Source organism: Bacillus sp. AF62 (genome assembly GCF_050312695.1).
In the GTDB taxonomy this organism is placed as follows: Bacteria; Bacillota; Bacilli; order Bacillales; family Bacillaceae_G; genus Bacillus_A; species Bacillus_A cereus.
Genome location: NZ_JBNPJZ010000047.1, coordinates 172,235 through 184,823 on the forward strand (window position 1 = coordinate 172,235; position 12,589 = coordinate 184,823).

Sequence of the window (12,589 nt, forward strand, 5' to 3'; positions counted from 1 at the left end):
GGGGAGGTTAATTCTTAATGAATGAAGTAAAGAGTTTTTTTCGAAGTAGAGGGTTTCAACGGTTTCTCGTTTTAATAATAGTAGCGCTTGTATTATATGCATTAAAAAGTATGATCAATTTAATATTAATTACGTTTATACTGACGTTTTTAATGGATCGATTTCAACGTTTTATTTCAAGAAAATTGAAAGTAAACCGGAAAATTGTTATTGCATGTTTGTATATAATACTAGTTTCCTTTATAGGCACAACGTTATATAAATATTTACCTGTGCTGACGATACAAATTTCACAATTAATTTATCAATTTAAACTATTTTTTCAAAATCCACCTGATAATGAAATCGTTAAATATGTACTTTCGACAATTAATGGGATGGAAGTATCAAAATATATAGAACAAGGTGTAGATGTTATATATCAATCAATAGCAAATATAGGGAAGGTAAGTTTACAAATATTATTATCTCTAATTTTAAGCTTATTTTTCTTATTAGAAAAAGAGCGTATTATTACATTCACATCTAAGTTTAAAGATAGTAAGTTAAAAATCTTTTATGAGGAAATTGCATATTTTGGTGAAAGATTTGCAAGATCGTTCGGAAAAGTAATTGAAGCTCAGTTTTTAATTGCCGTTGTAAATTGTATTCTTACTGTCATTGCATTAATTGTTTTAGGATTTCCACAGCTACTTGTATTAGCTGTTATGGTTTTCTTACTAGGGTTGATTCCTGTTGCAGGTGTGATTATTTCTTTGTTTCCACTTTGTATCATTGCTTACAACGTAGGCGGAGTTATGTACGTAGTATACATACTCGTGTTCATAACAGTAATCCACGCTCTTGAAAGTTATTTTTTAAATCCGAAGTTTATGTCTGCAAAAACAAATTTACCAATCTTTTATACATTTATGATTCTCATCTTCTCAGAGCATTTCCTCGGAATATGGGGGCTTATTATCGGGATACCAATCTTTATCTTTTTATTAGATGTACTTGATATAAATAATGAGGATGCGACTAAAAAATAAGAAATGATAGAAAATCATTAAAAGGTCATAGGGGATAATTAAGATAAAAAAGCAATCCAAAATAAATTGGATTGCTTTTTATCTTAATTAAAGAACCGGAGCCATTGTTTCTTTTAATACTTGAACAGAGTGATCGAATTTTAATTCTTCTTCTTCACTTAATTCAACCTCTAAAATTTCACGAACACCGCCGCGATTTAAAACAGCAGGCACCCCGATATAAACATCTTTTTGACCATATTGACCTTCTAAGTAAGCTGATACAGTTAATACACTATTTTCGTCGTTTAAAATTGCTTTTGTAACACGTAGAAGTGACATACCGATACCATAATAAGTTGCGCCTTTACGCTCAATAATATGGTAAGCTGCATCACGGACGTTTATGAAAATTTTGTCTAAATCTTCTTGATTATACGTGTTGTCTTTTTCAAGCAGTGTTTGTAGTTTTTGGATACCAACGGAAACATGACTCCAAACAGGAAGTTCAGTATCGCCGTGTTCTCCGATAATATAAGCGTGAATGTTGTGTGGACCAATATCGAAGTACTCACCTAACATATAGCGGAAACGAGCAGAATCAAGCGTTGTACCAGAACCGATTACACGTTCTTTCGGTAAACCAGATTCTTTCCAAGTTACGTAAGTTAAAATATCTACAGGGTTTGTTGCGATTAAGAAGATGCCATCAAATCCGCTATCCATAATACTGCGAACGATTTGTTTAAAGATTTTAGCGTTTTTCTCAACTAAATCTAAACGTGTTTCGCCTGGCTTTTGTGGTAATCCAGCTGTAATAACTACAAGGTCAGCATCTTTACAATCTTCGTAGCTGCCTTTCCATACTCTAGTTGGAGCTGGTGCGAATGGAACAGCATGACTTAAATCCATTGCTTCCCCTTCAGCTTTTGCCTCATTTACATCGACTAAAACAAATTCTTCAGCTACGGCTTGGTTAATCATGCAGTAAGCATAACTACATCCAACTGCTCCTGTTCCTACTAATACAACACGGTTAATACCTTTTTTCATTTCAAAATTCCTCGCAATTTCATTGATTTTATTATGTAAGATAATACGTCTTACTTCTATAGAGTCATATCTAGTTTATTACATTTTATAAAAGATATTCAAGTATTTGAAAATGTATCCGTGCAAATCCGCGAACAAAACATAGGAATTCAGTGAACCGAATATAATTCAGTAAAATCCTTTGTAAAAGGGGAAATGGCATGGGGAACCCATTAGCAATGGAAGAAATGCTTCATATTATTCATGCAGGGCTTGTTAAAAAGAATAACCCAAAACGGATTACGATTGCAGGTGCAGGGATTTCTGGATTAGTTGCAGGTTCTTTATTAAAAGAGGCTGGGCACGAAGTAACGATTATAGAAGCAAATAACAGAATAGGTGGCAGGGTGTATACGATTCGGGAACCATTTAGTGTGGGTTTATATTTTAATGCGGGACCGATGAGAATCCCTGACACCCATAAGTTAACCTTAGCGTATATTCATAAATTTAAACTACCTTTAAACCTTTTTATAAATAAAACTTTTGCAGATATCATTTATACGAATAACATTCAAACGAGATTGAATGTGTTTGAAAATGATCCAAGTGTACTTGAATATCCGGTTTTGGATAAAGAAAGAGGAAAAACGGCAGAAGAGCTAATGATTGAAGTATTAGAACCAATACTAAATTACATTAAGAAGGATCCTGATAAAAACTGGCTTATCGTTGAAAAAAAGTATAAAACGTATTCGCTTGGTTCATTTTTAATGGAGTATTATTCAGATGGTGCGATAGATATGATTGGGGTACTTCTTGATATGGAAGCTTATATGGGAATGTCCTTAATTGAAGTATTACGTGAAATGATTTTCTTTACTTCAACAACGAAATATTATGAAATAACTGGTGGAATGGATAAGTTATCGAATGCATTCTTACCACAATTAAGGGAACATATTTTAATGCCGTATAAGGTTGATAAAATTATACAAGCAGATAATAAAGTAATGTTACAAGGAAATCATGAACAAACGTTAGAGCAATTTACAATAACAAGTGATTTTGCTATTATTACAATTCCATTTTCAGCGTTAAGATTTGTAGAAGTTCAGCCATACTATTTATTCTCTTATTTTAAAAAAAGAGCAATTCGTGAATTAAATTATATTGCTGCAACTAAAATTGCAATAGAGTTTAAAAGTAGATTTTGGGAGAAAGCGGGACAGTGTGGCGGTAAATCTATTACTGATTTACCGATACGGTTTACATACTATCCGAGTTATGGCATTCATACTCCAGGACCAGCTATCGTAATAGCAAGTTATACGTGGGCAGATGAGGCGTTAACATGGGATAGTCCCCCGCAAAGAGATCGTATTCGTTACGCATTAAAAAATTTAGCGGAAATATACGGTGACATCGTCTATAGTGAGTTTGTCACTGGAACATCTTTTAGCTGGAGTAAAAATCCGTATTCTTGCGGTGCATTTACAGCTTTCGAACCAGGCCAAGAGCTCGAGTTATTTCCGTATATTACACCACCATCTGGAAAAGTACATTTTGCAGGAGAGCATACGACATTAACACATGGATGGATGCAAGGGGCAATTGAGTCTGGAGTAAGAGTTGCATATGAAGTAAATGAACAGTGAATCTCTTATATTTACAAATGGTCATTCTTTTAATAAAATGATAAATATAAATCGTAATTATTACGCTTTGAATACATTTGAAGTAAAGAAATGGATGGTCGGTTGAATGAATAAAGTGGAGATTCATATATTAGGTGGTTTTTTAGGTAGTGGAAAATCAACATTATTACAAAATTTATTGTTAGCAGAGAAAAAGAAGAATAGAAAAGTTGCAGTATTAATGAATGAAATTGGTGAATACTCGGTAGATACAGATATTATTGGAAAAGAGAATGTTTTAAGAGAACTTCTTAAAGGTTGTATTTGTTGTACGTTAAAAGAAGAGCTTGAAATACAATTACATTCGTTATACCAACAAGAAAGACCAGATGTAATTTATATAGAAACGACAGGTGTTGCGCATCCAATTGAAGTGTTAGACGCGTGTGTCTCGCCAATTTTAGCTCCTTTTCTGGAAGTAAAATCAATTGTAGTCGTTTTAGATGCAGTAAGGTGGTTAAACCGAAGTATATTAAGTGCAAATGTACAACAGCTATTGCATGAGCAACTGAAATTTGGTAGTCACATTCTTGTTAATAAAGCAGATTTACTAACAGATGAAGATAAGAACACAGTATTTGAAGAAGTAAAGGCAATAAATGATCATGCGAAAATGTATGAGACAAAGTATTGCAATATATCTTTAAAAGATATAGAGGAAGCAGAATTTCCAAATGATGAGGAACATGAGACACTACATGTCAAACAGCATTTATATATACAAACGATGACGTATCAATTTACGAAACCGATTGAACAAGACAAATTATATGAATGGCTTTCGAATTTACCAGATAGTATTTATCGAGTGAAAGGTTTTGTGAAATTCCATGGAGATAAATACCCTCACCTATTCCAATATTCGTTCGGAGTACCAACTTTATTAGAACAAGACTTCGGTTTCCCGACAAACTTAGTAGTAATAGGAGAAGGACTAGATAAGAAACAATTGGCTGAAGGGTTAGAGAAAGTAGAACTTAACTCTAATTAAGGGGAAAAGACTAACTTAAAAATAAGTTAGTCTTTTTGTATGGTCATTACTGAAATGAAACAGTATTTTCAATTGGATTGCAGAATATATATTGATTGTATGTCCGTTTCCATTACATAGGAAGGTGATTATATATTTGTGCCGAATGTAGAGGGTATTACAAGAGTTTTCCATTATCTATCGAATTAGTTAGTCATGATTACGGACAGGGGATTTTGGCGTGTTTGATTCTATCAGAAAGTAAAGTATGGGGAGGATCACAATGTCGATGAAAAAACGTAAGTGGCTAAAGACAATGTTTACTGGTTGTGTTTTAGGTTCGTTATTAATAACGGCAGCTTGTTCAGGAAAGAAAACAAGTACAGAGGATGAAAAAACGATTAAGGTAGGAGTCCTTGCTTCTTTAACAGGACCGCTAGAATCGTATGGAAAACAAACAGTGAACGGATTTGAATTAGGGTTAGATTATGCAACTGGTGGAACTGGGAAAGTAGATGGGAAAAAGATTAAGTTTGTTGTAGAAGATACAGAAACGAAAGCGGATGTAGCAGTTAAAAAAGCTACGAAGTTATTAGAAGAAGAGAAAGTTGATTTTTTAGTTGGATCGTCTAGTTCAAGTGATACGTTAGCGGTTTTACCACTGGCCGGGGAATATGAAAAGATTATGGTTGTAGAACCGGCAGTTGCGGATAGTATTACCGGAAAGAACTGGAATAAATATATTTTTAGAACTGGAAGAAGTTCCTCACAAGATGCGATTGCAGGAGCAGCAGCAATTGCGAAAAAAGATGTAAAGATTGCGACATTTGCCCCAGATAACGCTTTTGGTCGTGAAGGGATGGCTGCATTTAAAGCGGGTGCGAAAAAATTAGGTGCGAACATTGTGAATGAGCAATACGCGGATACAAATTCAACAGATTTTACAGCGAATATTCAAAATATCATTAGTTCAAAACCAGATTATTTATTTATCGTTTGGGCAGGGGCAAATTCACCTTGGAAACAGTTGAAAGATATGAATGTGGAAGCGCAAGGTATTAAAATTTCTACAGGTGCGCCAGATATACCAGCATTAAAAACAATGGATGCATTAGTAGGTATGCAAGGTTTTTCTGTATATTATCACACACTTCCAAAAAATAAAGTGAATGATTGGCTAGTTGAAGAGCATAAAAAACGTTTTAATGGTGCAGTGCCAGATTTGTTTACAGCGGGAGGAATGTCAGCAGCAATTTCTATTGTAGAAGCCTTAAAGAAAACAAAAGGTGATACAGATGTAGATACCTTGATTAAGAAAATGGAAGGAATGGAATTTGATACACCGAAAGGAAAGATGAAGTTTAGAGAGAAGGACCACCAAGCGATGCAGACACTGTATTCTATCACATTGAAAAAGCAAGACGGTGTTGATTATCCGGTGCCAGTGTTAGAGCGAGAATTAACGATGAAAGAAACAGAACCACCAGTTCAAAATAAATAGACTGAATTTTCTGTTGTTTTTGTATAAAGAGGGGGGACCCTCTTTATACATATTTCTTTCATACTCACGGCTTTAAAGGGAGGGATTTCGTGACACATTTGCTAGAGACGAAAAATCTTAGCGTATCTTTTGGTGAACATCATGTTATTAAAGATGTAAATTTAACTGTCCAAAAAGGAAAGCTCATTTCTATTATCGGGCCAAATGGTGCGGGGAAGACAACATTATTTAATTTACTAAGTGGACAGATTTCACCCACAACAGGTGAAGTGTATTTTAAAGGGCAAGATATTACAAAACTATCGATTTCAGATCGAACACGCTTAGGAATCGGTCGCTCTTTTCAGCTTACAAACATATTCCCAGAATTAACGGTACTTGAAAATGTCCGTTTAAGTGTTCAATCATTCGTACAAGATTACTATAGTTTTTTCCCGAGTTCAGCAAAATTAAAGCAACAAGTTGGAGAGGCGAGACGTTTCTTAAAAACAGTATTACTTCACGAGAAAGAGAACGTATTAGCGAAAGATTTGGCACATGGAGAGAAAAGAAAGCTAGAACTTGCGATGTTATTAGCTTTAAAAACGGATGTGTTATTACTTGATGAGCCGACGGCAGGTATTTCGGTTGAAGAGGTCCCTGCTATATTACAAGTGATTGAAAATATTAAGAAACATCCAGAGAGCACAATTGTACTTATCGAACACAAAATGGATATGATACTAGGTTTGTCAGATCATCTTATCGTTTTATTTCATGGAGAGTTATTGGCTGAAGGATTGCCAGAAGAAATTATGAAAGATGAGCGTGTACAAAGTGCTTATTTAGGGGGATTATATAGTGGCACTATTACAAGTGAATAATATAGAAACGTATTTAGATCAGTTTCATATTTTGCAAGGAGTATCTCTTGCTGTTGAGAAAGGGACGATTACTGTACTGTTTGGTAGAAATGGGGCAGGGAAAACAACGACATTACGTTCAGTGATGGGGTTTCACCGCATTGCAGATGGTGAAATTTATTATGATAGTGCAAAAGTAAGTGGATTACCTACACATTTAATTTCAAGGAAAGGAATAGGGTATGTACCAGAAAATCAAGGTATTTTTCATGATTTGACAGTAGAAGAAACATTCGCTCTTGCTAGGGGGAAAGGTGAGGAAGTAGAAGGGAAAATAGAGTGGATGCTGGAACTATTTCCGGATTTAAAGCAGTTTTGGAATAAGAAAAGTGGGCTCTTGAGCGGAGGGCAAAAGCAAATGTTGGCTATTTCAAGAGCGTTTATTAATAGTGATGGATTATTACTTATTGATGAACCGAGCAAAGGACTATCCCCGATAATGGTGGAGAAATTAATGGTAGCTATTTTGAAGATGAAGGAGAAAACAACAGTTTTACTTGTTGAGCAAAATTTTATGATGGCTAGTCAAATTGGCGATTATTTTTACATTATGGATAACGGACGAATTGTTCATAACGGTTTTATGAATGAATTAAAAAAGGATAAGGAAATGTGTCATAAATATTTAGGAATCTCTTAACATGAATCCGAGGTGAAAAGGATGGATGTGTTAATCAATTTATTTGTAAATGGGATTTCAACAGGGATGCTCATTTTTTTGTTAGCATCAGGTCTTTCACTTATTTTCGGTCTAATGAGCGTTTTAAACTTTGCACACGGTGGTTTATTTGCGTGGGGAGCATTTACAGGTGTTTGGTTATTTAATATGACAGGAAGTTATATATTAGCTTTAGTTGGAGCAGTAGCTATGGGAATGTTCCTAGGATTTATTTTAGAAAGGTTTCTTATTAGACCAGTATATGGAAAGCATGTTCGACAGCTGCTCGTTACGCTTGGGGGAATGCTCGTTCTTAGTGAGTGTATTAAAATATTTTGGGGGCCAAACCCTATTAGTGCAAAATTACCGTTATGGTTACAAGGAAGTTTTACATTCGGAGGTATTATATTAATTAAATATCGTCTATTTGTTATTTTGATTGGGATAATTATTTACATTGCACTACTACTATTACTCAAAAAGACGAAGATAGGTCTTATGATCCGTGCAGGTGTAATGGATAAAGAAATGGTTCAAGCGCTTGGTATTAATGTAAAAGCGATATTTTCTTTCGTCTTTTTATTAGGAGCAGGGATGGCAGCTTTGGGAGGATTCTTATTAGCACCGTATTCGGGCGTTATTTTCGCCGAGATGGGCATGCAGTATGCAATTTTAGCTTTTATAGTAGTAATTATCGGTGGATTAGGAAGCGTACAAGGTTCAGCTATTGCTTCTTTAATTGTTGGATTAGCTGGTGCTTTTACAGCGTATTTTATACCAGATTTATCACTTGCAATTAATATGTTAATGTTACTATTTTTCTTAATAGTGAAGCCAACTGGACTTGTTGGTGAAAAGGGGTGAAATGGTGAACAACACATCGGACCGAATTAAAGTATACTTCGGAGTATGTATGCTCATTTGTTTAAGTGTATTTCCGTTCGTAAATGATTCACGGAGCCTGTTAATTTTGTTCACTCAAATCTTCATCTTTGCTATTTTTGCAATGAGTTTTGATGTATTGCTTGGGTATACAGGAATTGTATCGTTCGGTCATTGTATGTTCTTTGGAATAGGAGCATATGGGGTAGCGCTTTTATTTGATCGACAAGGCGTATCAATAACGAACTTTTTAATTGGAATAGTAGCTGCAATTATCGTTTCAGCAATCGTTAGTTATATAATTGGTTTGCTTTCTTTACGATTGAAAAGTCATTTTTATGCAATGTTAACACTTGCTATTTCACAGTTGTTTTTCGTCCTTGCTGAAAAATGGCGTGGGCTCACTCACGGAGGAGATGGTTTTACATTTGGTGTACCAGACGTATTCCGTGATCGTTTTACGTTTTATTATGTAACACTTATATGTTTACTTATCATTTTTGTTCTCTTACGTCTTTTCACCAAATCTTCTATTGGAAAAGTATTAAAAGCAATTTCACAAAATGAGCAACGTGTTGAAGCACTAGGATATAAAGTGCTTCATTATAAAATTATTGCTAGCATTGTTGCAGGAGTAGTAGCTGCGATTAGCGGTGGTTTATTTGTTATTACATTACGCTTTGTCAATACGACTGTATTTTCAATTGAAATGACACTAAATGCACTCTTAATGACAATGATTGGAGGAGTCGGAACATTAATTGGAGCTATTGCTGGGTCTGGGATTATTGAATCACTAAAATATTATTTATCAGAACTAGCGACGGAATATCCGATTTTTGAAAGATGGACGATTATTCTAGGTTTATTGTATATTATCGTGCTACTCGTTTTTCCGAAAGGATTGGTTGGGACGGTTAAGAAATTGAAGAGTTTTAAAAGGAATAAGAAGGAGAAAAGTACAGAAGTGGAGCAAAACGTGTGAAAAATCAATTGTATACAAAATAAAAATCCCTCTTTTATATTCGTTAAAGAGGGATTTTTATTTTGAAAAAAGTATGTAATCAAAGTCATTTTATTAATCAAATAGTTCATCAGGGATATGCTTTATAAAGGTTTGATTCGTAAAAAAATGAACAGCTAAATTCTCAAGGGGAACATCTTCAATTATTACTAATGTATCATTTTTAATCGGTAAAAAAGCTATTCCTTTTCCATCAGCAATAAACTCTTCCATAAGCGAATAAGAATCCAACTGTTGAAGTTGTCGCTGAGATAGATTGTTTTCTTTTAGAAATTGTATTGTCTTATTCCTAAAAGGGCACTTTTTGTCATTGCTAACGAAGAAAATTTCTTTTGAATAATCAATGGTACATTTTTCTTTCGCTTTTAATAAGCCTACAGAAATTGAGGTTGTGAACACTTTTTTAAACGATGCGTCAGGATAATCCTCATAAGTTATGACCATATCAACTTTTTGTTGCTGCAGTAATTTTTGCAAATGACTACTACTTTCTACATATATTTGATAATTTCTTAAATTTACTTTAATACGCTTACTTAAATAATTTGTCAAAATAGATTGTGACGTCGCTATTATATAAGAAGAACCACTCGTTTTAATTTCATCTTTTACTTCTTCTAATAGAGTTAATATTTTATTCGTGTAATCTAATAAAATGTCACCAGCAGGTAACAAGGAAACACCTTTGTTATCTCTATGTAGTAAAGGCGTTTCTAATTCTTGTTCTAATTTTTTGATTCGCTCAGTTACGTTCGGTTGAACATATCCTAACTCTTTAGCAGCTTTACTAATAGAACCCTCACTGGCCACAGTTTTGAATATAATAAGATCATTTATTTCCATGTATCTCAGCCCCTTATGCACTATCATTATAAATGATACCAAACATAATTCATACCTATTTTACGTTAGCCGCTTATCGATTTATCATAATGTATATAAGATTGAAAGCGAGTGATAAACATGATTGGAATGCAATATAAGGTCATTCTTCCAAAGGATTATGACATGGAAATTATTAAGAAAAGAGTAAAGGATAATGGCTATAAAACTGATGGTTTCCAAGAACTAAATTTTAAAGCTTATTTAATTACGGAAACGGAGAAAGACGGGAATTTTTATAACTGCTATGCACCTTTATATATTTGGAATGGTCATGAAGGGATGAATAAATTTATCTTTGAAGGGTATTACGATAACATTTTACAATCTTTTGGATGGCAACAAATACATATAGGTGTTCCATTAGTGGTTAATCTAAGTGATGTATTTAAGAAAAGTAGATATGTTGTTGAATATGCAGGAAGTATTTCTCAAAGTAAAACACTGATTGGGACTCAATTAAGCACTATGAATGAAGATGTACAAAACAACGAAAAGTGTTTAGGGAATGTAATCGTTTATAATCCGGATAAATGGGGATATAGTAGGTTTGAGTTTTATGAAGAGAAGCCTGATATTGTAGTGAATAAGGGTGTTACAGTATATGAGATTTTACACATTTCACGATGAAATTTTGTTGTATATTAAAAATAAGAAAAGGAATGAAAGTCTATGCCTTTTGTGAAGATTTATTATTCTGAAAACATATTAAATGAAGAAGAGTTGGAAAAAATGGGTGAATGTATCCATCTTTCATTAATTGAACATTTTAACATCCCTGAAAATGATTATTTTCAAATGTTCTTACCTTACCAACAAAACAAATTTTTATATAATCCATATTATTTGTTGGAAAGAGGAGAAAAGAGAACAGAGAATATGATTTATGTTTCTATTACATGTGGACCGGGAAGAACGGTGCAACAGAAAAAAGATTTGTATCAATCGGTATCCTTAAAAATCACGGAATATTCCGACGTTAAAACTTCGGATATTTTTATTACACTAAATGAGACAGCTGCTGAAAACTGGTCATTTGGTCAAGGGATAGCACAAATGGTGAAAATAAAGGGAGAAAAAAATGAAAAATGAACTTATTGAAGTACATATTAAAAAGAAAATGAGAGAAATGTCACCTGCATTTGCTCATTATAGTGAAAAGATATTATTTGAGGAAGTGTGGCGGGATGCCACTTTAACATTAAGAGAAAGAAGTTTGTGTACTGTGTCAGCACTAATCAGTCTCGGTAATACAGAACAATTACAATTTCATCTGAAGCTAGCTAAACAAAATGGGGTTATGGAGAATGAATTGGTTGCATTAATAACACATATGGCTTTTTACGTTGGTTGGCCAAAAGCTATGGCAGCTTTAAATATAGTAATGAATGAAATGAAAAGTTAAGAATAATGATAAGTAAGAATTCATGTTTATATGAATTCTTACTTATCATTATTTATGCAATACTCTATCGCTATATTTATTACATTTTATCTTGCTTTTTTATCACTTGCGTAGTAAAGTGATAGTAAGATGAACGCTAGGAAGTGATGAAACATGCGTGATAATACGATAGGATCATTAATATGGTTACGTTTAATACGATTTACGAACCAAAGTAATCAAATGTCAAATGAGTTTTTAAAACGTTTTGATTTAACGACAGCTCAATTTGATGTGCTTTTGCAAATACGTACGTATCAACCACTCACACAAATGGAGTTAGCTGAAAAGGTAACTGTTACACAAGGTGGCATTTCTCGAATGTTAACTCGTCTTGAAAAAGAAGGATATATTGTACGAAAACAAGATTGGAAAACGAAAACAATTAGTCTTACAGAGCAAGGAGAAGCTGCTTTAGAGAGAGCATTGCCAGAGCAACTTGCATTTCAATCTTCGTTTTTTGATGATGTATTAAATGAAGAAGAGCAGAAAATATTATACGAGCTGATGACGAAAGTTCATAAGCATAGCGAAAAAAAAGAATTACCGCAAGAGTAATTTTTTTTACCTCATCAATTGACTAATCA

At 33.8% G+C, this 12,589-nt stretch carries 14 protein-coding genes; 12 read left to right on the forward strand and 2 right to left on the reverse strand.

Going from position 1 to position 12,589, the window contains the following annotated elements:
• Window positions 1–17: 17 nt before the first annotated feature.
• The gene (locus ACQRBL_RS09130; RefSeq protein WP_001006602.1) at window positions 18–1,031 is read left to right on the forward strand and encodes an AI-2E family transporter; all 1,014 of its coding nucleotides are present in this window, start codon (window positions 18–20) and stop codon (window positions 1,029–1,031) included.
• 87 nt (window positions 1,032–1,118) lie between these two features.
• Here the strand turns inward: ACQRBL_RS09130 and ACQRBL_RS09135 are convergent, their stop codons facing one another.
• On the reverse strand, window positions 1,119–2,063 hold the full coding sequence (locus tag ACQRBL_RS09135) for an L-lactate dehydrogenase (RefSeq protein WP_000715322.1): 945 nt from the start codon (window positions 2,061–2,063) through the stop codon (window positions 1,119–1,121).
• Between the two features lie 200 nt (window positions 2,064–2,263).
• Between ACQRBL_RS09135 and ACQRBL_RS09140 the strand changes: the two genes are divergently transcribed.
• The 7 genes from ACQRBL_RS09140 to ACQRBL_RS09170 all read left to right on the forward strand — a co-directional run bounded on the left by ACQRBL_RS09140 (window position 2,264) and on the right by ACQRBL_RS09170 (window position 9,637).
• Window positions 2,264–3,700 carry a flavin monoamine oxidase family protein gene (locus ACQRBL_RS09140; RefSeq protein WP_411995689.1) on the forward strand — a complete coding sequence of 479 codons (1,437 nt, stop codon included), beginning with the start codon at window positions 2,264–2,266 and terminating at the stop codon, window positions 3,698–3,700.
• Between the two features lie 106 nt (window positions 3,701–3,806).
• Window positions 3,807–4,730, forward strand: coding sequence for a CobW family GTP-binding protein (locus tag ACQRBL_RS09145; protein WP_023521706.1), 924 nt, complete (start codon window positions 3,807–3,809; stop codon window positions 4,728–4,730).
• Between the two features lie 262 nt (window positions 4,731–4,992).
• Complete coding sequence (locus tag ACQRBL_RS09150) at window positions 4,993–6,210, forward strand: substrate-binding domain-containing protein (RefSeq protein ID WP_411995688.1); 1,218 nt, start codon at window positions 4,993–4,995, stop codon at window positions 6,208–6,210.
• 89 nt (window positions 6,211–6,299) lie between these two features.
• On the forward strand, window positions 6,300–7,073 hold the full coding sequence (locus ACQRBL_RS09155) for an ABC transporter ATP-binding protein (protein WP_000149328.1): 774 nt from the start codon (window positions 6,300–6,302) through the stop codon (window positions 7,071–7,073).
• Entirely contained in the window at window positions 7,051–7,752 is a 702-nt protein-coding gene (locus ACQRBL_RS09160) for an ABC transporter ATP-binding protein (protein WP_001196696.1), read from the forward strand. Before ACQRBL_RS09155 ends, ACQRBL_RS09160 begins: the two co-directional genes overlap by 23 nt.
• Before the next feature lie 21 nt (window positions 7,753–7,773).
• Window positions 7,774–8,634: a branched-chain amino acid ABC transporter permease gene (locus ACQRBL_RS09165; RefSeq protein ID WP_098434605.1), complete on the forward strand. Its 861-nt coding sequence runs from the start codon at window positions 7,774–7,776 to the stop codon at window positions 8,632–8,634.
• Window positions 8,635–8,683: 49 nt separating this feature from the next.
• Window positions 8,684–9,637 carry a branched-chain amino acid ABC transporter permease gene (locus ACQRBL_RS09170; protein WP_043924779.1) on the forward strand — a complete coding sequence of 318 codons (954 nt, stop codon included), beginning with the start codon at window positions 8,684–8,686 and terminating at the stop codon, window positions 9,635–9,637.
• A 93-nt stretch (window positions 9,638–9,730) separates the two neighbouring features.
• Here the strand turns inward: ACQRBL_RS09170 and ACQRBL_RS09175 are convergent, their stop codons facing one another.
• Window positions 9,731–10,519: a LysR family transcriptional regulator gene (locus tag ACQRBL_RS09175; protein ID WP_098256544.1), complete on the reverse strand. Its 789-nt coding sequence runs from the start codon at window positions 10,517–10,519 to the stop codon at window positions 9,731–9,733.
• A gap of 120 nt (window positions 10,520–10,639) precedes the next feature.
• On the opposite strand from ACQRBL_RS09175, the gene ACQRBL_RS09180 reads away from it, so the two are divergent.
• The 4 genes from ACQRBL_RS09180 to ACQRBL_RS09195 all read left to right on the forward strand — a co-directional run bounded on the left by ACQRBL_RS09180 (window position 10,640) and on the right by ACQRBL_RS09195 (window position 12,560).
• Window positions 10,640–11,188 carry a DUF4865 family protein gene (locus ACQRBL_RS09180; protein ID WP_098685874.1) on the forward strand — a complete coding sequence of 183 codons (549 nt, stop codon included), beginning with the start codon at window positions 10,640–10,642 and terminating at the stop codon, window positions 11,186–11,188.
• A gap of 42 nt (window positions 11,189–11,230) precedes the next feature.
• On the forward strand, window positions 11,231–11,650 hold the full coding sequence (locus ACQRBL_RS09185; protein WP_023521709.1) for a tautomerase family protein: 420 nt from the start codon (window positions 11,231–11,233) through the stop codon (window positions 11,648–11,650).
• On the forward strand, window positions 11,640–11,963 hold the full coding sequence (locus tag ACQRBL_RS09190; RefSeq protein WP_000787201.1) for a carboxymuconolactone decarboxylase family protein: 324 nt from the start codon (window positions 11,640–11,642) through the stop codon (window positions 11,961–11,963). Before ACQRBL_RS09185 ends, ACQRBL_RS09190 begins: the two co-directional genes overlap by 11 nt.
• Window positions 11,964–12,116: 153 nt before the next feature.
• The gene (locus ACQRBL_RS09195; RefSeq protein WP_001205523.1) at window positions 12,117–12,560 is read left to right on the forward strand and encodes a MarR family winged helix-turn-helix transcriptional regulator; all 444 of its coding nucleotides are present in this window, start codon (window positions 12,117–12,119) and stop codon (window positions 12,558–12,560) included.
• The last annotated feature ends 29 nt before the right edge of the window (window positions 12,561–12,589 follow it).